Genomic DNA, 23,465 nt, shown 5'->3' on the forward strand with positions numbered 1-23,465 from the left:
GGGGTTGAATCACAGTTTTGTATGGGAATGTATCTATCGCGCCCCAGGATACATGAACTTGCACCGAGCGATCTTTCGGACATACCGCCCATACACCCGGTTGCAACACTCCTGCCGTCCGCTGACCACCGGCAAAACCAGGTCGGCCCTTGCTCAGGAGTGTTGTCATGATGACCCAAATTCCCCGTTACCACGGCTGGTCGCTGTTTGGCCTGCTGTCCTTGCTGGTGCTGTTGATGACCGGCCTGATTTTGCTGCTCAACCCGGATCTGGTGGAAGCCACCCGCAGCGCCATTCGCGCTACCGCACGCACTTCGTTTGCATTGTTTCTCGCCGCGTTCACCGCGTCCGCTTTCGCCGTGCTGGTGCCCTCGCCTTTCACCCGATCGCTGGTGCGCGAGCGACGCTTCATCGGCCTGGCCTTCGCGTTTTCCCACCTGGTGCACGCCATCCTGATCTACAGCTACGGCCAATTGAACCCCGAGTTCTGGCCCGGCCGCACCACCGTCGGCAACATTCCGGGCTCGGTTGGTTATCTGTTTATTTTGTTAATGGCGCTGACTTCCTTCAAAACCACGGCGCGGCTGATTGGCCCAAAACCCTGGAAAGCCCTGCACGTCAGCGGCATGTGGGTGCTCGCGGCGGTCTTCACCTATTCCAACTTCAAACGCATCCCCATGAGCGCCTGGTACGTCCTGCCGTTCGGTTTGATGTTCTCGGCGATTGTCATTCGGCTGCTGGGCAAGATTGCGTTGAAGTACAAGCGGTCGGTCAGGAATGCGCTGTTGACCGAATGAAATCTCTGGAACACCACGATCCCCCTGTGGGAGCGGGCTTGCTCGCGAAGAGGGAGTATCAGTCAACATTGATGTCGCCTGACACACCGCTTTCGCGAGCAAGCCCGCTCCCACAATGAATGCGCCTGTCGTTAAAATTCCGGAGTTAAAGCCATGAACACTTCTCTCTCATCAGCCATCAAAGGCCTGCACCTGAACCTCGACCGTGCCGGCAGCTGGATTGCCCCCCTGACTTTGCGATTGTTTCTGGCTTGGGAGTTTTTCGAGTCAGGCCTGGAAAAATGGAACGGCCAGAACTGGTTCGCCGACATCCAGAACCGCTTCCCATTCCCCTTCAACCACGTGCCGGCCACGCTGAACTGGGAACTGGCAATGTGGGCCGAATTGATCTGTGCCCTCGCCCTGCTGGTGGGCCTGGGGGCGCGGGTCTCGGCGACTATTCTGATCGTGGTCACGATCGTTGCGACCGCTGCCGTTCACTGGCCAGCCGATTGGTCTACATTGAGTGAACTTGCCCAGGGTTATGCCATCAGCAATAAAGGCCACGGCAACTTCAAACTGCCGCTGATCTACCTTGCAGCCCTCATGCCGCTATTGCTCTCGGGAGCTGGCAAACTCAGCGTGGACGCGCTGTTGGCTCGATACTTCTGGCGGCACAGTCACCGCTGATACGCCAGCGCCTCGGTAACCCACCCAACTTATGTAAAGGAGCCATCATGAGCGTAACCACCCAATGGATCGAGATCACCAGCGCCGAAGGCACATTCGGCGCTTACCTGGCCATCCCCCACACCCGTAAAGGTCCGGGGATTGTGCTGATTCAGGAAATCTTCGGCGTCAACGAACACATCCGCTCGGTTGTCGAGCAATACGCCGCCGATGGCTACCTGGTCATCGCGCCGGATCTGTTCTGGCGCCACGGCCACCGTATCGAACTGGGCTATGACGAAGCCGGCTGGAAACGCGCCGTCGAGCTGATGAACGCCACCGACACCACCAAGGCTCAGGCCGACATCAAACTGGCCATCGACACCCTGAAGGCACAGCCGGGGCTGGACGGCAGAATCGCTTCGATCGGTTTCTGCTTTGGCGGCATGCTGTCGTACAACACCGCAGCCAACGGTTTCGTCGACGTGGCGATCGCCTACTACGGCGGCGGCATTCAGAACCAACTGGATCGGGCCGGTGAACTCAAGGTGCCGATGCTGATGCACTTCGGCGAACAGGACAGCCACATCCCCATCGACGCCGTGAAGCAAATCGCCGAACGTTTCGAGTTCAACGACGACGTCGATATCGAGGTTTATCCGGGAGCCGAACATGGCTTCAACTGCTCACACCGTGACAGCTACAACCAACGGGCGGCGGTTGAGGCGCACGGCAATACGTTGCTATTTTTAAGTCAGAACCTTTAAGGCCTGATCGCTGGGGTTGGCGACATAAACAATCGGTGAGCATTCAATCCCGGAAACCAGCATGGACAACCTCTCAAAACCCAGACCGGTTTCACTGCGTATCCCCTCCACGGTCTGGGCCTTGGGTTTGGTCAGCCTGTTCATGGATCTTTCGTCAGAGCTGGTGCACAGCCTGCTGCCGGTGTTTCTGGTCACGACCTTGGGCGCGAGCGCATTGACCGTCGGGGTGATCGAGGGCATCGCCGAGGCGACCGCGATGCTGACCAAGATATTCTCCGGCGCCATCAGCGACTTTATCGGCCGGCGCAAAGGCCTGCTGTTGATGGGCTACGGTCTGGCCGCCTTGTCGAAGCCGCTCTTTCCCCTCGCGCAGTCAGTAGAGGTGGTGTTCACCGCGCGTTTTCTGGATCGCATCGGCAAAGGCATTCGTGGCGCGCCGCGCGATGCGCTGGTCGCCGATATCGCGCCCGCCGAAATCCGTGGCGCCTGCTTTGGCTTACGCCAATCGATGGACACCGTGGGCGCCATTCTGGGTCCGATTCTGGCCATCGTGCTGATGCTCTGGCTCGGTCAGATCCATCTGGTGTTGTGGTTTGCGGTGATCCCGGCGGTGATATCGGTGGCGCTGATTGTCGGCGGGGTAAAAGAACCGACCGCTGCCGCTGGCGAACGCACCTTTCGCTCGCCTATTCACTGGAAGGTTCTGCGGGATTTTTCCCGTGATTATTGGTGGGTGGTGATCGTCGGCGGGCTCTTCACGCTGGCCCGTTTCAGCGAGGCCTTTCTGGTTCTGAAGGCACAACAAACAGGCCTGACGGCCACCTGGGTGCCGCTGGTGATGGTGGTCATGTCGCTGCTCTATGCGGTGTCGGCCTACCCTGCCGGCTGGCTGTCCGACCGGATCAGCCGCACCAAAGTGCTGTGTGTCGGCATCGTCCTGCTGATCCTGGCGGACCTGTTATTGGCGCAAGCGGATTCGATCATGACCATGCTGGCGGGCGTGGCCCTGTGGGGCCTGCATATGGGCTTCAGCCAAGGCATTCTCGCGACGCTGATCGCCGATACCGCGCCCGACCAACTCAGGGGCACGGCATTCGGCCTGTTCAATCTGATCAGCGGCGTGTGCCTGTTGATCGCCAGTATGCTCGCCGGCGCGCTGTGGGAAACCTCGGGCTCGGCCAGCACCTTCATCGTCGGGGCGATGCTGGCGGCCGCGGCGTTATTGTTGCTTCTGCTGCGCAAGCCCTAATGCCGGAGGACTTTGACGCCGCAACCACTAATAACCAAATAGAATTAACAAATACAAAATCAGTATTTATAGTTATATAAATATCCACGTACTCTCAGCTCATCCCGTCATTCATCACCACAGTGAAGTGCCCCATGAATCCGACTGACAACCTCATCGACTTCGCCAGCTACCGCAAACGCAAACAGGCTCAGCAGCGGGCACGGGCCATGTGGGAGATGTATGCACGTAACGCCGGTTTGCAGGGATATCAATGGGTCCAGGCCACCCATTCGACCGAGACCCGTCACGCATGAACGCGCAGCAACCCTCGCGATTTCTGGCGAGCGCAGATGAACCCGTGACGGATTTGAATAATCTGGAACAACTGGAAGAAGAGCCGATCTGTGAGCGAGTCGCCCAGAACCTGCAACGGCTGCGGGGCAAGCGACACTTGTCCCTCGACGCGCTGGCCCGGCAATGCGGTGTGAGCCGGGCAATGCTGGCGCAGATCGAGTCCGGACGCAGCGTGCCCTCGATCAAAGTGCTGTGCAAAATTGCCAAAGGCCTGAAGGTCTCGGTGGCCGCCTTTCTTGAGCATCGGGCCTTCGAAGGTGTGGCCGTGTTGTCGGCACGTGAGAGCAAACGTCTGGTCAGCGCCAGCGGAGCCTTCATCAGTCGCGCCCTGTTCCCGTTCGATGTGGCACGCCAATCGGAATTTTACGAACTGCGCCTGAGCCCTTTGGGCGAAGACCACTGCGAGGGACATGGTCCGGGTGTTCAGGAGAACCTGGTGGTGTCGCAGGGCGTACTGGAAATCAGCGTCAACGATGAACGTTACCTGCTGTCCACCGGCGACTCGATCCTGTTCTACGCCGATCAGCCCCACCGCTACCGTAACCCCGCCGACAGTGAGGCAGTGGCTTATCTGGTGGTGACTTACCCGGAACGCCTGGATTAAACACCCTGAAGGGGCAATGAACCGAGATTGTTGGATTTCCGTGCCCACCGCTCATCTCAAAATCATCGATTTTTTGAAATTACACCATTCATGTATTGATTTAAATCGCGCAGATCCTTAATCATCCAAGAGTACGGCGCTAGCTTTACACCATTCTCTCGCAAAGTTCTGGGAATCAAGTCTCCATTTGGACGAAGTATTATCGATGACACAATAACGCCCGGATAATCATTTAGTCGTTTTTTGAAAGCGGATGTTGTTAGATCAGGTGTAGGTGGATTGCTTTTATTAGCCAATGCTCCTGTTGCTTTGAGATCAATTCCGTGGCACATGGCACATCTCTGTAAATAGAGATTTTTCCCATTGACATTCTCCGCGAAAGATAATGATGTTTGAATTAACGATAAAATTCCTAGCGAAGCGATGAATAATATTTTCATTTTCATTTTTCATGTGGCCTTGTTGTATAAATCAGATCTGAATCGAGGGGCAAACCCCGGAGTTGCCACTGCAACATTCAATTCTCTCGATAACATTTGAACCGAGATTGTTCATTAGCAATGTGCTCGCGCCCGCGAGAGGTCGACTGGCTCGCCGGCATTACCCCACAAGCCCTCGGTGTTTCAACTTGGCATGTTCGCCCCGCAAATCTGATGTCAACTCGTTGATTTAACTGAACAAATCCTAATGACAGTCATTAGAAATCCGTCATTTTCCTTCGGGACGCCCTTGCTTGCAAGGGTCGCCCTGAGGGGCTAATGAACAATCTCGGATGAACATCCCTTGTGGGAGTGGGCTTATGTGAAGAGGGGCTTGTCGGAACGCCCATCGCCCCGCTGGACGGCGCAGCAATCCTAAAACCTGCAATCTCGTTCTGCCGGCACGCAAGCCTTAATGCCAGTCAGTTAAGACAGGCATTAGGGCAAGCCCCCCTCGCCACATAGCCCGCTCCACAGAGAGCCTTCGGTGTTTTCTGGAATGAAAAAGCCCCCGTAACCGTAAGGTCGCGGGGGCTTTTTTTGTGCTGTCAGGGATCAGCAGGTGCAGCACATCAGCGGCATGCCATTGCAGCTCATCATCATCGGCATGCTGCAATCGTTCATCATTTTCATCATCAAGTCGCAGCAGCTTTTCATCATGTCCATGTTCATGCCGGCCATCGGCATGATTTTGCACATCATGCAGTCGGCCATCATGGTGCATTCCATCACGCACTTCACCCACGGCATCGGCATGCCCATCATCGGCATTGGCATCATCATGTTCATCATCGGCATGGCCATGCTCGCCTGGGACATGCACATCATGCTCATATTGCCGCAATGCATCATCATCGGCATGCCGCAGTTCATCATCATCTGCATCATTTCAGCGCTGTTCTTGAACATGGCCATGTCCATGCCAGCGGCCGGCATCATTTTGCACATCATGCCGTCGTCCATCATTTCGCAGCTCATGGTCGCCATCATCATCGGCATGCCCATCATCGGCATCGTCGGCATGTTGGCGTTCATCATCGGCATTGGCATCTGCATCTGCATGGCGTTCATCATGGTGTAACTCCCTAAGCGATTCGATAGTTGGTTGAAGCTGATGGAGGCGGATTCTAAGGACTGGCGAAGGGACGACAAGATGATGGCCGAGCAGCAGAATTTGATGTTGAAACCGCTTTAGTGTCGCGGTCGGTACGTCGCCGTCTGTCATAACGGCGAAATACTCTTCATCGCATAAGGAATCAAAACGAAGACGTGGTTTTATCCGTTATAGATATTCGAGCCAAAACTATATAAAGAACCTAAAGAAATAATCGATCTAAACAATGCCGTTTTTTATCCGGCTCACGTTTGCGCAGCGGCCGGGCCAGGTCGACAAAACATTGCTCGGTGACCCGCTCACCGACGGCGCTGTCGCGCTATCTCGATAAATGGAGCGAATCACAGTCGGACTGGATTGGTGAGCGCTACGTCCCGAATAGGGCCATTCCAAGCGATGGGTGAGAGTAGGAATACTACGATAAGGAAAGCTACCTGGGACAGGTAGAACGGCTCCAGCCACTGTTGCTTCAATGCGACGTAAAAAGTGTTATGGATTACGTCGACCATAATAATCGCTACCGTAAGCACGATTCCGGCTCTTGGCTTGATGAAAAGTAGCAAAGCTGCAAGCGGGTCAAAAAACGTAAGCGCCCCCCAGAAAATACGGCTGACCAAGTAAGTATCAGGCCCGTATCCGTAGTCCCAGAGCAATCCATGCGAAACGTCTGCACGGATGTGATTAGCGGTTGCGATAAAAAGGCAGCATGCGAACAGAACTCTGACGGCGAATGACAATTTTGCGGCTATACAGAGCCATGATCTCAGCCCTGAAAAGATAAGTCTTAAAGTCGTCAGCATTCATAATCACCGAGGTTCAGCGAGGCTGAAATCTTAGCCCCGCGACGCCAATATACTGATCCTATTTCTGGCTGAGTGCCGCTATCGATACTCCCGAAGCAACGAAGGTGAGTCCTGCCCCTACGTTCAGGCCATTTACCAGACGTGGCCTCTGACGCAAAAATCGGGACAGTGCAGTGGCAAATACGCCCATCAGTGCGAATCCCACTGCCGTAAGTGCGGCGAACCATATGCCGTACACCAGCATCTGTACACTCACTGATCCGCGATGTGGGTCGACGAACTGCGGGATGAACGCAAGGACGAAAAACCCAGGCTTCGGATTGAGTGCTGCCGAGAGTAATCCCGTGAGGAAAATGCTCGGCAGTGATTGCCGAGTCGCTGGCTGGAAACTAATCAGGCTACGAGAGCGTAGGACTTTTATGCCAAGCCAAAGTAAATAACCGGCGCCGATGAGCTTGACGACCCAGAAGGCAACTGCGGACGTCTGCATAAGCAAGGTCAGTCCTAGTGAAGCGGTTGCCACATGAAAGAGAATTCCCGCCCCAGATGCCATGCCCGATACGATAGCGGCTATCCTGCCCTGACTGAGTCCTCGGCCTATGGCCAGCAGATTGTCCGGGCCTGGTGCAAGTACCAATAGCAAGCACGCGGCAGTATAGGCAAGCCAGATATTGATCGGAAACACGGCATTCTCCTTAAGCCTCACCGAGGCATCCATCCTCATGTAGCGCCAGACTGTGCCCGCACCAGGTTGCAAAGTCAAAGCCACTGAATTCGAGAAGATGTATTTGTCGAACGGTTACCGTGATCTCGTTGTGCCGGGCAGGTGGTGAGCAAACAGGACCTGTCGCTCAATGCCTTGGGGTGTCCCTTGACCGACGCGCAATACGGTGATCATGGGGAGCGTTGTTGGCGAAATGGCAATGTTCAGATCAACACAATTGCGTTGTCTCATCGTGTGCCGTGTCATGGCTTCGCATTTGCAGAGACCGGTCCTGACTCGCGACTGGATGTGCAACGTCTTGAGGCCGACGGTATTGCGCATGGCCCTCTTTGGGGTGAGCTGGCGCATGGACGTGGTATTCCCAACCACTCACTCGACCAAGTGGGCGTTTTATAAGATCCCGACCTGCTGACACGAGCATGTCAGCAGGTCGTGCAGGCGTATCATCGTTCTCCGCGTGTCTGTCCATGACTATGCTGCCCACCGATTCGGGCTTTTTCCGCCTTGTCAGTTGCGACATTGGCTTTTGTATCACCTTTGCGCCCCGCCTCAGCAAGGGCGCTACCTATCTACCTACAAAGTGTACGAGAAACCCATTTGCACGGTTCTCGGCGCGCCCGGATAGGCGTAAACGTTGCCAAAGGCGCCTTCATCGTAGTGGCTGTCGAACACATTCTTCAGGTCAAGATTAAGCCGCAGGTGCTCGTTGACTTTGTAAAAGCTGAGCAGGTCGAACACCTCGTAGCTATCCATGGAGAAGGCATTGGCCGCGGTCTGGCCGGCGCGCTCGTCGACATACTTGGCGCCCAGCCCCAGGCCCAGTCCTTTGAGGCCACCGTCCTGAAACTCGTAGACGTTCAGCAGGCTGAAACTGTTGCGCGGGATGTTCACCAGGCGGGTGCCTGACTTCAGCACGTTGTCCTGGGTGACTTCGGCATCCACATAGGCGTAGCCACCAATCATCCGCCACTCTGGCGTGAGGTTGCCGGCCACATTCAAATCGAAGCCACGACTACGAACTTCACCCGCCGCAACGCTGAAGGTCGAGTCCACCGGGTCTGTCGTCAGGACGTTGCTTTTTTCAATCTGATACACCGCGGCGTCCACACTCAACTGACGATCGAGGGCCTGCCACTTGACCCCCATCTCGTAGGATTTGCCTTCTTCAGGTTTGAAACCGCCGCCCGTTCGACTGGCACCGCTATTGGGCTTGAAGGACCGTGCCGTGTCGGCATAGATCGCCACAGTCGGCGTCACGTCGTAGATCAACCCCAGGCGCGGGGTGACAGCGTTGTCGCTGTTGGTCCAGCTCACACCGTTGACGAGTTTGTTGTCGTAATCATGCTCGAAGCGTTCGAAACGCACGCCTGCCAAGGCTTTCAAGCGTTCGGTCAGCGTTACCTGGTCTTGGACGAAAGCGGCATAGGTCTTGAGGTTTTCCTGATCATGGGTGGTGGTGCGAGTCAACGCCGGACGCGGCTGGCCGTAGACCGGATTGAAAATGTCGATGGGGTAGGCACTCACCGCCCCACTGGAGCGACGGATAATCGACTTGTAATCGTAATCCTCATACTCGATGCCTGTGAGCAACGTGTGGTCGAATCCACCGGTGGAAAAATGCCCGGTCAGATTCAACTGCACATCAAGGTCTTGCCACTCAAGCTTGCGATAGTTGAAGTTGCGCCCCAGCGTTCGGCCGTCGGCAGCGACACCGTTGGCTTCGACGGCATTGCCTTGCAGGCTGCCGTCGAGAAATTGCGTGCCGCCGCCCAAGGTCCAGTTGTCGTTCAGGAAATGCTCGAAACGCAGTTGCGCCATGTTGTTGTCGTTGTGCAGCTTGCCGACATCCTTTTCACCGAAAAAAGTATCCCGCGACGCGACGCCGATCTGATTGCGATAGCGAGTCACGCCCCGATCGAGCGGCGCGTTATTGCGCATGAAATCGCCTTCGAAGGTGATACGGGTGGTGTCGTTGACCTGCCAACCGAGGACCGGCGCCACACCGTAACGCTCGTTTTCGACGTGATCACGGAAGGTGTCGCCACCCTCGCCTATCACGTTGAGCCGATAGGCCAGTCGCCCTTCATCATCCAGCGGCCCTGAGGCATCCAGCGTTCCGCGACGCATGCCCTGATCGTTGAGCTGACTGCCCAGGGTGACGGTGCGCTCGGCCAAGGGTTGTTTGGACACCACGTTGAAGGTGCCGCCCGGGTCGCCACGGCCATAGAGGGTGGTGGCTGGCCCGCGCAGGACCTCCAGGCGCTCGATGGTATTGGCATCGGGCATGTTCGGATAACCGCGGTTGATCGGGAAACCATTGCGGTAGAACTCACCGGTGGTAAAGCCACGCACGGTGAAAGTGGTCAGGCCCTGGCCGCCGAAATTGTTCGCACGGCCCACGCCTCCGGCGTAATCGAGAGCGTCTTGCAGGCGGGTGGCGCCGAGGTCTTCCACGACATCCCGGGTGACCACGCTGATGGATTGTGGGGTTTCATGAATCGGAGTGTCGGTGCGCGTCGCACTGGCCGAACGGGTCGCCCGATACCCTTGGACCGGGCCTTGGGCCGGCTCTTCGAATGTGCCGTTGATGTCGATCGCTTGTAACTCTATTGACGCAGGATCAGTCGGTGCCTGGTCAGCCCAGGTGGTCTGGGAAATGGCTTGGATCACACACAGAGAAACGAGAGTTCGACGCATCGACATACAACCTTGAGAAAATGCCGGGCACATCAGGAGCTCGGCGAGAGTTGATGAATAATATCAATTCCCATTCTCAGTCGATACTTTTTTATCTCGCCAAAGTAGTGAAAAGTTGCGAAATTAACTCGTATGATCGACGTGGCCAGAGGCATCAGCGATGCAATAGCCTAATCCTTAAACCGGCTTGTCGGCGCTGGAAGCCCAACTCGGCTAATAGAGATTGATAGGTAGGCCACGGGTGGCCAGGCGAGTCGAAAGAACAACCGAAGTTTCGGTGCCGCCATATGAATCAAAGGAGGAGATTAACGTTTCCAGCGCAGCCAATGAGGCCGCAACAACTTTAAGTACGAATGAAGCATCGCCTGTTACGTGATGGGCCTCTCGCACCTCAGGCATGCCCTCAATGATCGACAATACCTTGGCATAGTGTTCCGTAGGGACGTATAGCCTAATGAATGCTGTCACCGGATAACCAATGGAATGGCTATCGAGTTCAGCTCGATATCCTCGCAGCACACCTCGATCTTCAAGCTTGCGAACTCGTTCGGCCGCAGCGGGAGTCGAGAGCCCCACGCGCCTTCCCAGTTCAGCAAAGCTCAACCGAGCGTCCACCTGAAGCTCTGCCAAAAGGCGTTTGTCCAAGCGGTCGAGAGGTCTGTCGGTCATCGGCATTGAAAACATCGTTTGTTAGGTGGAGAGGCCTGCAAACCATCAAATCGCAATGGGATTCACAGAGGTGAGCCATTCAAAATGGAGACCCCGAAAAAGGAGAATCCTGTCATGTTGATCAAGGGAATGCTACTAGGCTTGGCGATTGCTGCTCCCGTCGGGCCGATAGGCTTACTGTGTGTCCAAAATACTTTAAGAGGAGGGTTCAAGGCAGGATTTACCACCGGGATGGGAGCGGCGACAGCTGATGCGGCCTATGCATTGACTGCTCTATTTGGACTGACTGGATTATTGACGCTGATCGGTGATACCCGATACTTGCGGATAGCGGGTGCAGTTTTCTTTCTCTACTTAGCCTGGAAAACCTGGCGAAAAAAAGGTGACATCACCGCCCTTCCATCAACAACCCGGGATCTCTGGGGTATGTACTCGACAACATGCCTGCTGACACTGTCCAACCCAATGACCATCCTGGGCTTCGTGACGCTTTTTGCTGGACTGGGAGTCAGTCAGACAGACATGACACTTGGCGCACAGCTTGTGCTGGGGGTATTTCTTGGGTCTTCACTATGGTGGGCGGGCCTTGCGGGAGCATGCTCGTCAGTCGTGAAACGATTGAACGCCTCTTGGTTAAAGCGGATAGATTACACCTCGGCCTTCCTCTTGGTCGCCTTCGCGTTGACGCTGTTGTATCAAGGGCAGTGACCCGCGATCGTCACTGCCGAAAGTCGCTACTGCGTGAGCATTACAATCACAGTAGCGACCAAACTCCACTGGTTAGTCAGAGACTTTATCCGCCACCAGGGCTTTGGGATTGCTACTCCCCCAAACGGTAGCCAGGTCCACCAGCAATGTTCCACTGAGTTCTTCAAGTTCACCCTGAGCGATCTCACTGTCGCCTTGCTTACCGAAGAGCACCACCTGATCGCCAGCGCGTACAGCGGGGATATCTGTCACGTCCACCATGAGTGTATTCATGGAAACCTTCCCTACCACTGGAGCACGCTGCCCATCGATAAGGACAAAGCCTTTATTGGTAAAAGCTCGACGATAGCCATCAGAGTAGCCCACAGGAATATTCGCAAGTTTTGAATCACGATTCAGTGTAATTGTTCGGGCATACCCCACTGTATTCCCTTTAGGATATTGATTGACAGACGCCACATATGACTTTACCTGCATGACCCGTTTGTACTCGGCATGCGAAGATTCCATCATCCCATATAAGGCGCCTCCGGCACGTACCATGTCCAAGTGCGACTCTGGCACTTCTAATGTCGCGTAAGAGTTCGCGGCATGAAGGGTAATTTTACTTCTATCCATTCCGGCTGTCTTAATCAGCCACGCTGCTTGTTCATTGAAAGCCTTGAGCCCTTGCCGAACATCATCTTTATCCTCCACCGCGAAGTGAGTCATGATTCCGACCAGTTCCAGAGGTGCCATACGAGTGATCGCCAAGGCTTCTTGCCGGCCTTGTTCAGTACTCATTTCCAGACCGTTACGACTCATCCCGCCTGCGTTCAACGCCAAGTGAACTTTCAGGCGATTTCCGTGCTTTTCAGCAATAGCGGCTACTTCTCGAGCATAATCGAGGTTGCTGACTAACTCCTCTATCGTGTACGGCAATGCGCCTTCCACCTCGGCCAACGTCGCTGTACGCACGCGGACGAGTTCTCCCTTGAATCCGCTTTCACGTACAACTCGAGCCTCTTCATTGCTGGCAACACCTACGCAGGGCACTTCCATTTTCATGACAGACGGCATTAATAACCCGACACCATGACCATAGGCATCCGCCTTGAGAATGGCACAAAGCCTTGATTTATTCGTCAAGGTGTTCCGGAGCATACGAATATTGCTTTCAAATGCTGCCTGGTTGATCTCAACCCATGCATTACTGGTTGCGACGGCCCGCTCAGATTGACCACTGTCCAAAGAAAGCAGCGGTGCAGCCTGAACATACCCCTGCCCTATAATCAGACCTAAAGAAAGAGCAATAACAGTCCGAGTGAAAGGCATACGATACATCTCCTGAAGAACGCTCATGACAACTAACGATTTGACAATATATGACCCTGCGCAAGCCACTCCCCGACTAAGGAAATGGCCTGACTTTATTGGCAGCAGGAGACGCCACTGATAGCAACGAAAGCAAACTCAGTGCAGGGTGAAAAACGTTATTAAAACGCATCCTTGAAATTAACCCTTATGGCGAAACCCTTGACAACTCGCAAAATCACTGGGCAGATATATTAAGCTTTTACATGGGTTTATAGGTGACATTTTCTAACCCCCACTCCAACTTGTGGCGTTGGCAGAATATGACTTAAAGATAGATAAAACAGTGGCTGCCGAGTTCGCTGCTATTACCATGATCTCGACAGATACCCATCACGCAACCGCGTTATCTGCCAGCTCCCAGCCCTCAGGCCGTAGCGTGTGCCAATCGCTGACCTGTTGATAGGCATGGCCGATGCGCAGAATCAGTGGTTCGGCGAATGCCCGACCCACAATCTGCATCGAAACCGGCATGCACTTTTCATCGAACCCGATGGGCAGCGCCACCGAACACAGGTTCAGCAAGTTGGCGAACCGCCCCAACAAGGCCAGTGGCGTACCATATTCATCGACCTCATCCAACGGCACACTGCCAATGGCGTTAGTCGGGAAAGCGCAGGCGTCTATGTTGGTCATGGCCTCCTGCATGGCGTGCCGAGCGGCGCGGCGCTGATTGTGCAACTGGATATACGACGCTGCGTCGATGGCGCGACCACTGAGTACGCGACGTTGAACATGGGGGTCGAAACGCAGATCGTCGCGCTCGAACAAGCTACCCAGACTGGCATAACCTTCGGCGCTCATCAGCCCACCCGCGATGCGCATGCACTGCTCCAACGACGTGGGTAACGGTTGCTCGATCAGTTGCATGCCCAACGCGGCCAGCTGCTCGAGCCCCAAATCGTAAGCCTTCAGCACTCCAGGAGCGACATGCGCTCGTTCGGCCTGTGGCAATACCCAGATGCGCAAACCGGCTACCGGCTGATTGAGACCGGCAGTGGCGCTGAATACAGGCGCCTGGGCCGAAACCGGATCCAGCGGGTCCGGGCCCAGCAGTGCATCCAGCATCCACGCCGCATCTTCAACTGTGTGGGTGATAGGCCCCACCGAATCCAGGGACGGACACAGTTCGATCAAGCCATGACGACTGATAAGCCCACGCGTGGTTTTCAGCCCGACCAAGCCGCACATGCCCGCAGGAATTCGCACCGAGCCACCGGTATCGGTGCCCAACGCAGCGCTTGCCAACCCACCGGCCACGGCCACTGCCGAGCCGCTGCTTGAGCCACCCGGAGCATGATGCACGTTGCGGTCCCATGGGTTCCACGGCGTGCCCATCACCGCGTTGGTGCCCCAGCCGCCGAAAGCGAATTCGACGGTGTGGGTCTTGCCAAGAATGATTGCTCCGGCACGCTCCAGGCGTTGCACTGCAGTGGCGGTCAACCTCGAAACACGCGGTGCCTGTGCCAATGACCCACCCGTGATGGCCTGGCCATCGATCTCGAACAAATCCTTGATCGCCAGAGAAATGCCATGCAGCGGTCCCAAACGTATGCCAGCTGCACGTTGACGATCCGCAGCGATGGCCGCATTGAGCGCTCGCGTGGGATAGGCCTCGACATAGGCATTGAGCTGCTCGTCAAAGTGCTCGATGCGTGCCAGTTGCGCACGAACCAGCGCTTCGCTAGTCAGCCATCCCGCATCCAGCGCCTGCTGCAACTGGGCAATACTGTAGGAAGTAACTCGATCTATGGTGCTCATGTATTCAACCTCGCAGGGTTTTGCGCCCGCGTGAAAAGTGCTTTTCAAGCACACGCGACAGCATTGAAAGAGGGAAAGCGATAACAAAATAGAACAGCCCTACCAGCAGAAAGACATGCATGGGCAGGAAGGTTTCCGAAGCGATGGCCCGCGCCGCCAGCATCAGCTCATCGGTAGCGATCAGGGCGCACAACGAGCTGTCCTTGAGGATCGACACATAGGCGTTGAGCAATGGCGGCAACATGCCGCGAATCGCTTGCGGCAGGATGACTGACGTAAACGCTTTCAGCGGTGTCAGTCCGATGGCGATGGCGGCCTCGCGCTGGCCGCGATGCAGCGAATCCAGGCTGCCACGCAGGATTTCCGCAACGTAAGCGGCGCCCTGCAAACCCAGACCAATGACCCCGGCCCAATAGCCAGATAACGTCAATCCCAGGCTGGGCAACGCGAAATACAGGGCCAGCAACAACGCTAAAAGAGGTACGGCGCGCATGCTCTGAATAAAGTACGCGGCCGACCGTTTCAGGAGGACACTGGGGCTTCTCATCGCCCAGGCCAACAACGCACCCAATATGGCCGCCAGAGCGAACCCCATCAGGGACAATTCGGCGCTGATCCTAGCACCGAGCAACAGGCGAGCGATCCAGTCGCTCCAGTACTCTGGGTATTGCTGAAAAAAACTGATCATCGCGCGCTCCCAAAATGACGTTCGAGCCGAATGAAGCCCACACCGATCGGCAAAATCATCGCGGCGTAGATGCACATCACAGCCAAATAGATCAGTGAAGTCTGGAAGGTGGAGGTCACCAGATTGCGCGCCAGAAACATGATTTCCGGCACGGCGATGGCCGAAGCGATGGACGTGTCCTTGACCAGTTGCGTGACGTAGTTGGCGAACGCCGGCAACGTCACGCGCAGGGCCTGGGGCAAGAGGATGCAACGCAGAATCTGCATCCGGCTCAGGCCGACAGCCAGCCCGGCTTCATACTGACCGACATGCAGCGACTGCAAGCCGCTACGGAAAATATCGGCCAACACCGCGCTGCCCACCAGACTCAAGCCGACGATGGCGGCCAGCCATGCGGGCAAGTTGATGCCAAGATAGGACAGACCGAAATAGATCAGGAACAGATGCGCCAGCGCGGGAACATTGCGCATCCATTCAATGAAACAGCCGATCATCCCATGCAACACCCGTGACCGACCGAACGTCAGCAACACCGCCAGTACTACCCCTCCGGCACTCGCCAGCAGCAAGGTACACAACGCGATCTCCAGGGCGGTGAGTGCGCCTTTCAACAGCAGGGGCAATAGCCCGAGAAAGATCTCGAAGTTCGCCATCAAGCGCCCTCCATGGCCATGCGCCCAAGAAAACTGCGGGTGCGCTCGTGACTGGGGTTGTCGATAACCTGCGCCGAAGGCCCTTGCTCGACAATGTGTCCGCCGTCCATGAAGATCACCCGATCCGCCACATCCCGAGCGAATCGCACTTCGTGGGTCACCATGATCATGGTGCGGCCCTCTTGCGCCAGCTCACGAATTACGGCCAGTACTTCACCCACCAGTTCGGGGTCCAGCGCCGAAGTCGGTTCGTCGAACAGAATGACTTTAGGTTGTTGGGCCAACGCGCGGGCGATAGCGACCCGCTGTTGCTGCCCGCCGGACAATTGCTCGGGATAGACCTCGGCTTTGTGCCGCAGATGGACTTTTTCCAACATGGCATCAGCCAGCTCATAGGCCTGCTTGCGCGGCATACCCTGTGCCTTGATCGGCCCCAGCGCGACGTTGTCGCGTACGCTCAAATGCGGCCAGAGGTAGAAGAGCTGGAACACCATCGCGATCTCGCGTCGCTGCGGAGCCATTTCCCGATCACTCATCAGACGTATGCGTTTACCGTCCTTGACCTGCCCGATCAACTCGTCGCCCAGCCAGATATCGCCTCGAGTGGGTTTTTCCAGGTAATTGATGCAACGCAGGCAAGTGGACTTTCCCGACCCGCTGGGGCCGATCAACGACAGGGTTTCACCGGCTTTCAATTCCAGGTTGATACCCTTGAGCACTTCCAGATCACCATAACTTTTGTGCAGGTCATGCACTCGCAGCAACGCAGGTTCGGACAGGGTCGACATCGTGGTTAACCTCTTTTTGTTATAGACATGGCGATGAATCGGCACGGGGCATCAGGCCGACTCATCCGCTCAAGCACTTACTTGCATCCGGGCAGTTTCCAGTCCGCCGGGCGGTCGACACCAAGCCTTAGGTCCTTGCCTTCCGGCACATACCAGACATCCTGAGTCAGACCGTAGCGGGCACCGATCTTGCGCATTTCACAGCTTTTCCAAAGAGACTGGATCTGCTCGTTCACGGCCGCCACCAGCTGCGGGTTGGCCCCTTTATTGAAGCCGTACACCACCTGGCCCAGACCCGTTAGCAGGGGGAAATTCGGATCGTTGTCGGTGAAAGCGTTGAAGTGCAGGTGCCACTGCTCGTTGCGGAAAATGGCGTATTGCATGACCGGAGGATCGCCGATCACTGCATCGATGCGCCCGGCGAGGAGATCGCGCACCGCGGCATCGGATGTGTCGTACAGCGCCACTTGTAGCCCCTCGATCTTGCGCATCTCAGGGATGAACGAGAAACCCGTGATGGTGCCGACCTTCTTGCCCTGCAAATCTTTGAGGCTGCTCCAGTTGGTCTTGTCGGTCTGGGTGATGCCGTTCTTGAAATAGTGAATCGGGTCGCTCACGGTCATGATCTTCGCGCGCTGCTCGGTCCAGCCCATGGTGCCGGCCATGACATCCACGCGTTTAGCCTGCACTGAGGCGATGGTGCCGGCCCAGTCCATCAACGCAGGTTTAACTTTCAAACCCAGCTTCTCGGAAATTTGTTGAAGGATTTCACCGTCGTAGCCGACCATTCGGCTGTCTTGATAACCGGTCCCCGGCATATCACCACTGAACGCAATAGTCAGGCTTCCCGGCTCTACCGTTTCCAGCGCGAATGCCGGTACCGAGGCCAGCATGGATACCAGCAGACCCGCATAGATACCGGCAATACGTTGAACGTTGGGCTTCTTCATCACGTGCTCCTCGATTGTTTTTTTATGAACAGCATGGTGTTGGGCAGGAGCTCATCGTATGGTGATCGGCGGTATAACTGGTTGGATGGTTTGCATGAATGATTGAATATTTGCGACATTTCGGAAATGTACTGCCCAGGGCCTCCAGCGAAAGCCTCGTGGAAGGGCTTGATAATGGTCAGGCACGAAATCCGCCAGGCCGACGCGGCGCCACTGAGTTATCTATTGGCATTGTGTTGTGGCCGCGCTTCCCCTTGCTGTCGCTGTCAGGGCTGACCGATGCGCTGCGACATGCCGCCGATACGGGTGATCAGAGCCGCCCGATACGCTGCCAATGGAAAGTACTGGGTACCCTTGGGCAAAGAGTCATTTCCAGCTGTGGACTGGATGTGCCTATCGACACTGAGCTCACCAATCCTCATCAATTTGATTACATCGTGGTGATTGGGGGGCTGCTTGATTCCCTTGAGGCAGCACCAAAGACTTATCCGGCATTTCTGCATCAGGCAGCAGCCGCTAACGTGCCGTTGATCGGACTATGCACAGGCAGTTTCGTGCTCGCTCGACATGGCCTGATGGAGGGACGTACTGCTTGCGTACATGCCTACCATTGCGACGACTGGAAACGTCTGTTCCCCAGATTGCGCTTTGTCAGCAACAGTGACTTTCTCATCGACAAGGATCGGATCACCTGCGCAGGCGGTATCTCGGTGATTGAGTTGGCCATTCATCTTATTGGGGTGCATTGCGGCCCGGATCGGGCCGGCAAAGTTGTTCATCAGATGACGGTCGCAAAAAGCAGTTCCGGCAGTTTTGTCGACCGGCGAAAGGCACTTGGCTACGCCAGCTCTTCGAACAGGCGTCTGCACGAAGCCGTGATGCTGATGGAAAAGCACATGACCGAACCCTTGGACATTGACTCAATCGCAAACCTTGTCGGTACCAGTAAACGGCAACTTGAGCGGCTGTTTGTCGCCGAAACCAGTAACACTCCAGCCCAATTCTACCGTCAGGTTCGACTCAGGTTTGGCCGATGGCTCCTCATCAGCTCGGATCGACATATAGGGGAAATCGCTTTCGAATGCGGGTTCGCCGATGCACCTCATTTCATTCGACATTTTCAGAACATGTTTGGCATGTCACCCGGAAAATTGCGCAAAGAGTTGATGCGAAAAGCGACACAGTGACGCACTCGATCACCGGATAAAAGGAGGGTGGCGTTATCTCTCACTCTGAGTGACTCGCCTGAAAAAGCTTCAGCAATGTTCGATCAACTATGGCGCTGAACGTCACAACGTTCAGCGCCCTCTCACCACTCCCTTCCTGTTTGAGAAGAAGCGTTGGATTGCCCTCGCTATCCGCAGTTGTTGAAGCAGATCCGGGCTGATTGTCAGCCACTGTCATTTCAGGAGTTTATTTCCACCAATACTCGATCTGAACCCCTACGTTGGAGCCGTGCAGGTCTGTACCAAACGAACCGGTATCAGACAACGCCGATCCCGGAGATTGCAAGCTGGCGGCGCGTTGCGCAGCCTTGTTCCAGGTAGCGTAGGTGTAATACAGACGAAATTCCGGCCTGTCCCAGAATCCCGGGCCCTTCGGAGACCAGGTAGGCGCGATGGTGTACTTAGTGAGTTTTCGGGTACCGTCTGCGGCTTCAACCTGGTCGCGCCCAACTTCTGTGATCAACTTGAACTGATCCGTGAACGCATAAATTGGCCGAACACCAATGGATAACCAGTTCTGATCATCACCATCAGGGCGCGTGTCTTTTTGATAGACCAATTCAACTTGACCACTGAAAGCATGAGTCATTTGCCAGTCGAAAAACTCCACGAGCCGCCAGCTCTTGTTGCTCTCATCCAACGTGGTATCACCGGTGTAGCCCAATGCGGTGCCCGGCCCTCGGCCGTATTGAACAGCGAACTTGTTGACTCCGCCAAGAAACGCGACCTGCTTGTGCTGGGCAACCACCGACCAGCCCTGATGAGCATTCTCGCGGCTCGGCTTGTCCAGATAACTGACGCCCAGCTGAACCTCGCCACCGGGATTTGTGTTGAATCCGCTGACGGTCACATCATGACGGGTGACAAAATCCTTTTGGAAGACGTTGTCTTTGCGTGAGAACACGTAGCTGTATTTCAGATCTCCCAACGCGACCTGGTCGAACCCAAAGCCTGTCGAGCTTTGGTTCCAGTAGAAGTAGTCGGAAATATTGATGTCGTTTCGGTTGTAGTAACGACGGCCTGCCCAGAAAGAACCACCATTCAATGCCGGCATCTTGCTCCACTCAGCGTAGAGTTGACTCATACGCGTATAGCCGTGCTCCCCGTCGAATTTTGGTTCATGGCCATACTCGTTATAAAACTGTGCCATGCCTTCCACGCTGACCACCGAGCCGTCGTCCAGTGAAAGCAGATCCTGACGCAAATCCAGCTCCAGGTATTGCTCGCATTCGTTGCCAAGACGGTATTTGGATTGCGCGCCCGGTAGCTGAAAACACGACTGTTTCCCTCCTTGAGTCGAATCCCCTACTCCGGTTCTGAAATAACCAGTGAAGTCAGCTGAATACGCGTCAACGGGCAAAAAGCCGACAGCAAAGGACGCACCCAGAACTGCGCTGAGAGTTTTAACGTTCATTCATAACACCTTTTGTTTTTTATATTTATTGGACAAGGCCGATAACGCGAACAGCACGCTTTTAATCAAAGTACGCGGTTAACTCCCACGCACCGGTTTTCGAAAGGGAGAGGCTCTACCCCCGATGACGTCCTCGGAAGAAATCTATAAGACCCTGCGTCGAGGAATCATCAGCCGGTTGCGCGTCATAGCGAGTCAGGAGGCTATGGACGTTGTTGCTTAACTCCTTGCCCAGTTCCACGCCCCATTGATCAAACGAATTGACTCCCCAAATTACGCCCTGGACAAAGACCTTGTGCTCATAAAGGGCGATCAGCGCACCAAGGCTATGTGGATTGATGATCTCAAGAGCAACTGTATTGCTTGGCCGGTTACCGGGGATCACTTTATGCGGCGCCAGTCGTTCAATCTCACTGGATGAAAGGCCTTTGGCTTTTAGCTCTGCCTCAGCTTCACTGCGGGTTTTGCCCCACATCAGCGCTTGGCTTTGAGACAAGCAATTGGCGTACAGCCATTCCTGATGATCGGCCACTGGATTGTGGCTGACCACGGGCACAATGAAGTCAGCTGGAATCAGAGGCGTTCCCTGATGCAGCAACTGGTGGTACGCGTGCTGTCCGTTACACCCCACACCGCCCCAGATTACGGGGCCCGTGGTGCAGGACACTGGCGTGCCGTCATGACGAACACTTTTGCCATTTGACTCCATGTCCATCTGCTGCAGATGCTTCACGAAGTTGCGCAGGTAATGGTCATAGGGCAAGAACGCATAGCTTTGCGCACCCCAAAAGTTGTGATACCAAACGCCGAGTACCGCTAAAAGAACAGGAAGGTTCTGTTCCAATGGTTCGTTCAGGAAATGCTGATCCATAGCGTACGCGCCGGATAGCAGTTCCTTGAAGTTAGCGATGCCAATGGCCAGAGCAATCGGCAGGCCAATTGCAGACCATAGTGAGTAACGGCCACCGACCCAGTCCCACATAGGAAAAATGTTTGCTTCACGGATGCCGAAATCCAGCGCTGCCTGGCGATTACTTGTCACAGCAATGAAATGACGATATAGCTTCTCTTCCGTCCCGCCCTTAGCCAAGTACCAGCTACGAGCAGCTTGTGCATTCTTCAAGGTTTCAAGCGTACCGAAGGTTTTGCTGGAGATGATGAACAGCGTTGTTTCTACGTTCAGTCCGGCTGTAACCTCTCGGAACTCACTGCCGTCGATGTTAGCTAGATAATGGCACCGCACCCCATGCCGTGCGAAAGGCGCCAGTGCCTCGGAGACAAGCTCCGGGCCCAGAAATGAGCCACCAATACCAATGTTTACGACATCGGTGATGACCTTGTCGTTGTAACCACGCCACAGATGGTTATGGATACGACTCACAACGTCAGTCATCTGCGCCAGGGCTCCATGCACATCGCGCATCAAGTTGCGACCATCGACCATCAACGCGTCCCCCACTGGTCGCCGCAGCGCGGTATGCAGCACTGGACGCCCCTCGGAGCCGTTGATTTTCTCTCCACTGAACATGGCATGCGCTGCCTGTTCCACGCCTGCCTCGCGAGCAAGGTTTACAAGCAATGAACGCGTCTCGTGAGTGATCAGGTTTTTGGAGTAATCCAAAAAAAGCCCGCAGCCCGCTAAGGAAAAGTCCTGAAAGCGTTTACTGTCATCTCGAAAGGCATCGCGCATACTAAAATTTTTCATGCTCTCCCGATGGTCGAGCAAATTGCGCCATGCCGGCAGTGCAGTCACATCATTCGTTTTGTTGTAGTTATTCATGCTCAGCCCTTCTTCGCCAATACGGCTTGTGCCGTCTCAATCGACTCTTGTCTTGCCATTCAAATGTGGGCGTTTTGTAATTCTGCAAACGCAGAAGCGCCATCACAGGAATAAGCTCTGCGATTTGTAGTTACAACCAACTATCGGAAAAGTTATCCAGGCGGCGAGACGTGGACAAGAATCAAATAATTCACGTCTGCACCGCTAGATCCTCAGGACGAAACCCTGAGTACAGTCATTTGGGAGCGCCGCAAGAATCTCGCTGGATTAAAGAGGGTTTCAATCTAATAGTCTGACGTCTACCCTCAGGTTGCTTGATACGCTTCAATAAAAGCTTCACAGCCTGGGCTCCGAGTTCCTCGAGAGGTTGCGCTACAACTGTCAGTCTTGGGCTAAAAGCATCCGCCCAGTCGAAATCGTCAAAGCCAACCAGCGCGATATCCTTTGGCACCTCAAGCCCCGCTTCACGAAGGGCCTGCATTGCACCAATGGTCATCAAGTTGTTTGCAGTCATTATTGCGGTGGGCGGGTGCTCTAGTGATAGCAAACGGCGAGTGGCTTCCATTGCCGGCGCAATCGCCGATTCACCACAGCAAACCAATTGATCTTCATACTCAATTCCAGCGTCAGCTAAAGCCGCACGGTAGCCGTCAATTCGCTCATGAGAAGAAGACTGAGTCAATCGTCCGGATACCATCCCGATACGCCGATGACCCAGTTTAATCAGGTGTGCAATCAACTCTTGAGATGAGTGCTTATTCTCTACCCCCACCTGATCGAAAGACGTCGAGAGAAGTCGATCGATGAGAACCGTGGGTATCTTGTTGGCTTTTAAGTAATTAAATACTCGATTTTCCGGATCATATTCCGAGGCGAGTACAATCCCGTCAACACGTCGCTCATGCAGTGCTTTGACCGCTTTGAGTTCCTGTTCCGGATCTCTTTGGGTATTGACCAGTATCATCATCAAACCGCTTTTCGCGCAGGCCGCTTCGATGGCACGTACTGTTTCACTGAAGTAATAGTTTGAAAGCGTAGCAATCGCCACACCGATGGCACCCGAGCCCGAAGAGGAACGAGCCAGAGACCGAGCGAGTGAGTTTCGAATATAGCCTACGGACTCTACAGCCTGATTCACGTTACGGACGGTGTCAGGATGTACTTTACGAGTACCGTTGAGTACATGAGATACCGTAGACATTGAAACGTTCGCGGCTCTCGCGACATCGCTCATCTTTGCGCCCACTGTGCATCACT

22 protein-coding genes and 1 pseudogene are annotated in these 23,465 nt (G+C 55.0%); 9 read left to right on the top strand and 14 right to left on the bottom strand.

Annotated elements, in window-relative coordinates; all coding sequences use genetic code 11:
• The first annotated feature begins 167 nt into the window (after positions 1-167).
• From IC37_RS01685 to IC37_RS01705, 6 genes are all read left to right on the top strand, one after another.
• Entirely contained in the window at positions 168-797 is a 630-nt protein-coding gene (locus IC37_RS01685; RefSeq protein ID WP_030130777.1) for a ferric reductase-like transmembrane domain-containing protein, read from the top strand.
• A gap of 153 nt (positions 798-950) precedes the next feature.
• Entirely contained in the window at positions 951-1,466 is a 516-nt protein-coding gene (locus tag IC37_RS01690) for a DoxX family protein (RefSeq protein ID WP_030130776.1), read from the top strand.
• Positions 1,467-1,513: 47 nt separating this feature from the next.
• Complete coding sequence (locus tag IC37_RS01695; RefSeq protein WP_030130775.1) at positions 1,514-2,212, top strand: dienelactone hydrolase family protein; 699 nt, start codon at positions 1,514-1,516, stop codon at positions 2,210-2,212.
• Between the two features lie 61 nt (positions 2,213-2,273).
• A complete protein-coding gene (locus IC37_RS01700; protein ID WP_030130774.1) occupies positions 2,274-3,461 on the top strand; it encodes an MFS transporter in 1,188 nt (395 codons plus the stop codon).
• A 134-nt stretch (positions 3,462-3,595) separates the two neighbouring features.
• Positions 3,596-3,757 (top strand): hypothetical protein, encoded by a 162-nt coding sequence (locus tag IC37_RS30035; RefSeq protein WP_177409366.1) that lies wholly within the window; start codon positions 3,596-3,598, stop codon positions 3,755-3,757.
• Positions 3,754-4,401: a helix-turn-helix domain-containing protein gene (locus IC37_RS01705; protein WP_030130773.1), complete on the top strand. Its 648-nt coding sequence runs from the start codon at positions 3,754-3,756 to the stop codon at positions 4,399-4,401. The genes IC37_RS30035 and IC37_RS01705 overlap by 4 nt, the downstream gene beginning before the upstream one ends.
• 62 nt (positions 4,402-4,463) lie before the next feature.
• Here IC37_RS01705 and IC37_RS01710 read toward each other — a convergent pair whose 3' ends face one another.
• From IC37_RS01710 to IC37_RS01725, 3 genes are all read right to left on the bottom strand, one after another.
• Entirely contained in the window at positions 4,464-4,847 is a 384-nt protein-coding gene (locus IC37_RS01710) for a c-type cytochrome (protein ID WP_081729358.1), read from the bottom strand.
• 588 nt (positions 4,848-5,435) lie between these two features.
• A complete protein-coding gene (locus IC37_RS01715) occupies positions 5,436-5,954 on the bottom strand; it encodes a hypothetical protein (protein ID WP_081729357.1) in 519 nt (172 codons plus the stop codon).
• A 901-nt stretch (positions 5,955-6,855) separates the two neighbouring features.
• On the bottom strand, positions 6,856-7,515 hold the full coding sequence (locus IC37_RS01725) for a LysE family translocator (RefSeq protein WP_051414833.1): 660 nt from the start codon (positions 7,513-7,515) through the stop codon (positions 6,856-6,858).
• Positions 7,516-7,605: 90 nt separating this feature from the next.
• Between IC37_RS01725 and IC37_RS30810 the strand changes: the two are divergent.
• Positions 7,606-7,674: pseudogene (locus IC37_RS30810) on the top strand (DNA-binding response regulator); the annotation flags it as partial.
• Positions 7,675-8,094: 420 nt separating this feature from the next.
• Here IC37_RS30810 and IC37_RS01730 read toward each other — a convergent pair.
• Both IC37_RS01730 and IC37_RS01735 read right to left on the bottom strand, forming a co-directional pair.
• A complete protein-coding gene (locus tag IC37_RS01730; RefSeq protein ID WP_030130769.1) occupies positions 8,095-10,218 on the bottom strand; it encodes a TonB-dependent siderophore receptor in 2,124 nt (707 codons plus the stop codon).
• Positions 10,219-10,431: 213 nt separating this feature from the next.
• Positions 10,432-10,893, bottom strand: a complete 462-nt coding sequence (locus IC37_RS01735; RefSeq protein ID WP_218244333.1) for an Lrp/AsnC family transcriptional regulator — start codon at positions 10,891-10,893, stop codon at positions 10,432-10,434.
• Between the two features lie 108 nt (positions 10,894-11,001).
• Here IC37_RS01735 and IC37_RS01740 point away from each other — a divergent pair, with 108 nt between their 5' ends.
• A complete protein-coding gene (locus tag IC37_RS01740) occupies positions 11,002-11,595 on the top strand; it encodes a LysE family translocator (protein WP_030130767.1) in 594 nt (197 codons plus the stop codon).
• 72 nt (positions 11,596-11,667) lie between these two features.
• Here the strand turns inward: IC37_RS01740 and alr are convergent, their stop codons facing one another.
• From alr to IC37_RS01770, 6 genes are all read right to left on the bottom strand, one after another.
• The gene (gene alr / locus IC37_RS01745) at positions 11,668-12,909 is read right to left on the bottom strand and encodes an alanine racemase (RefSeq protein ID WP_030130766.1); all 1,242 of its coding nucleotides are present in this window, start codon (positions 12,907-12,909) and stop codon (positions 11,668-11,670) included.
• Positions 12,910-13,281: 372 nt separating this feature from the next.
• Positions 13,282-14,709, bottom strand: a complete 1,428-nt coding sequence (locus tag IC37_RS01750) for an amidase (protein ID WP_030130765.1) — start codon at positions 14,707-14,709, stop codon at positions 13,282-13,284.
• A gap of 4 nt (positions 14,710-14,713) precedes the next feature.
• On the bottom strand, positions 14,714-15,397 hold the full coding sequence (locus tag IC37_RS01755) for an amino acid ABC transporter permease (protein ID WP_030130764.1): 684 nt from the start codon (positions 15,395-15,397) through the stop codon (positions 14,714-14,716).
• Positions 15,394-16,050 (bottom strand): amino acid ABC transporter permease, encoded by a 657-nt coding sequence (locus tag IC37_RS01760; protein ID WP_030130763.1) that lies wholly within the window; start codon positions 16,048-16,050, stop codon positions 15,394-15,396. The genes IC37_RS01755 and IC37_RS01760 overlap by 4 nt, the downstream gene beginning before the upstream one ends.
• On the bottom strand, positions 16,050-16,838 hold the full coding sequence (locus IC37_RS01765) for an amino acid ABC transporter ATP-binding protein (protein ID WP_030130762.1): 789 nt from the start codon (positions 16,836-16,838) through the stop codon (positions 16,050-16,052). The genes IC37_RS01760 and IC37_RS01765 overlap by 1 nt, the downstream gene beginning before the upstream one ends.
• 77 nt (positions 16,839-16,915) lie before the next feature.
• On the bottom strand, positions 16,916-17,788 hold the full coding sequence (locus tag IC37_RS01770) for an ABC transporter substrate-binding protein (RefSeq protein ID WP_030130761.1): 873 nt from the start codon (positions 17,786-17,788) through the stop codon (positions 16,916-16,918).
• 98 nt (positions 17,789-17,886) lie between these two features.
• On the opposite strand from IC37_RS01770, the gene IC37_RS01775 reads away from it, so the two are divergent.
• A complete protein-coding gene (locus tag IC37_RS01775) occupies positions 17,887-18,975 on the top strand; it encodes a GlxA family transcriptional regulator (protein ID WP_030130760.1) in 1,089 nt (362 codons plus the stop codon).
• Positions 18,976-19,201: 226 nt separating this feature from the next.
• Here IC37_RS01775 and IC37_RS01780 read toward each other — a convergent pair whose 3' ends face one another.
• The 3 genes from IC37_RS01780 to IC37_RS01790 form a co-directional block, all read right to left on the bottom strand.
• Positions 19,202-20,428 (bottom strand): carbohydrate porin, encoded by a 1,227-nt coding sequence (locus IC37_RS01780; RefSeq protein ID WP_030130759.1) that lies wholly within the window; start codon positions 20,426-20,428, stop codon positions 19,202-19,204.
• Positions 20,429-20,543: 115 nt separating this feature from the next.
• Entirely contained in the window at positions 20,544-22,208 is a 1,665-nt protein-coding gene (gene pgi, locus IC37_RS01785; protein ID WP_030130758.1) for a glucose-6-phosphate isomerase, read from the bottom strand.
• Positions 22,209-22,443: 235 nt separating this feature from the next.
• Positions 22,444-23,454, bottom strand: a complete 1,011-nt coding sequence (locus IC37_RS01790; protein ID WP_081729355.1) for a LacI family DNA-binding transcriptional regulator — start codon at positions 23,452-23,454, stop codon at positions 22,444-22,446.
• Positions 23,455-23,465: the final 11 nt, after the last annotated feature.

The organism is Pseudomonas sp. QTF5 (assembly GCF_000512695.2).
In the GTDB taxonomy this organism is placed as follows: Bacteria; Pseudomonadota; Gammaproteobacteria; order Pseudomonadales; family Pseudomonadaceae; genus Aquipseudomonas.

Coding starts and splice junctions, on each gene's coding strand:
- pgi (WP_030130758.1), bottom strand. CDS start 22,208: ATGAATAACTACAACAAAACGAATGATGTGACTGCACTGCCGGCATGG.
- IC37_RS01765 (WP_030130762.1), bottom strand. CDS start 16,838: ATGTCGACCCTGTCCGAACCTGCGTTGCTGCGAGTGCATGACCTGCAC.
- IC37_RS01775 (WP_030130760.1), top strand. CDS start 17,887: ATGATTGAATATTTGCGACATTTCGGAAATGTACTGCCCAGGGCCTCC.
- IC37_RS01780 (WP_030130759.1), bottom strand. CDS start 20,428: ATGAACGTTAAAACTCTCAGCGCAGTTCTGGGTGCGTCCTTTGCTGTC.
- IC37_RS01730 (WP_030130769.1), bottom strand. CDS start 10,218: ATGCGTCGAACTCTCGTTTCTCTGTGTGTGATCCAAGCCATTTCCCAG.
- IC37_RS01755 (WP_030130764.1), bottom strand. CDS start 15,397: ATGATCAGTTTTTTTCAGCAATACCCAGAGTACTGGAGCGACTGGATC.
- IC37_RS01735 (WP_218244333.1), bottom strand. CDS start 10,893: ATGCCGATGACCGACAGACCTCTCGACCGCTTGGACAAACGCCTTTTG.
- IC37_RS01705 (WP_030130773.1), top strand. CDS start 3,754: ATGAACGCGCAGCAACCCTCGCGATTTCTGGCGAGCGCAGATGAACCC.
- IC37_RS01700 (WP_030130774.1), top strand. CDS start 2,274: ATGGACAACCTCTCAAAACCCAGACCGGTTTCACTGCGTATCCCCTCC.
- IC37_RS01695 (WP_030130775.1), top strand. CDS start 1,514: ATGAGCGTAACCACCCAATGGATCGAGATCACCAGCGCCGAAGGCACA.
- IC37_RS01770 (WP_030130761.1), bottom strand. CDS start 17,788: ATGAAGAAGCCCAACGTTCAACGTATTGCCGGTATCTATGCGGGTCTG.
- IC37_RS01740 (WP_030130767.1), top strand. CDS start 11,002: ATGTTGATCAAGGGAATGCTACTAGGCTTGGCGATTGCTGCTCCCGTC.
- IC37_RS01750 (WP_030130765.1), bottom strand. CDS start 14,709: ATGAGCACCATAGATCGAGTTACTTCCTACAGTATTGCCCAGTTGCAG.
- IC37_RS01760 (WP_030130763.1), bottom strand. CDS start 16,050: ATGGCGAACTTCGAGATCTTTCTCGGGCTATTGCCCCTGCTGTTGAAA.
- IC37_RS01725 (WP_051414833.1), bottom strand. CDS start 7,515: ATGGATGCCTCGGTGAGGCTTAAGGAGAATGCCGTGTTTCCGATCAAT.
- IC37_RS01690 (WP_030130776.1), top strand. CDS start 951: ATGAACACTTCTCTCTCATCAGCCATCAAAGGCCTGCACCTGAACCTC.
- IC37_RS01685 (WP_030130777.1), top strand. CDS start 168: ATGATGACCCAAATTCCCCGTTACCACGGCTGGTCGCTGTTTGGCCTG.
- IC37_RS30035 (WP_177409366.1), top strand. CDS start 3,596: ATGAATCCGACTGACAACCTCATCGACTTCGCCAGCTACCGCAAACGC.
- IC37_RS01710 (WP_081729358.1), bottom strand. CDS start 4,847: ATGAAAATGAAAATATTATTCATCGCTTCGCTAGGAATTTTATCGTTA.
- alr (WP_030130766.1), bottom strand. CDS start 12,909: ATGCCTTTCACTCGGACTGTTATTGCTCTTTCTTTAGGTCTGATTATA.
- IC37_RS01715 (WP_081729357.1), bottom strand. CDS start 5,954: ATGATGAACGCCATGCAGATGCAGATGCCAATGCCGATGATGAACGCC.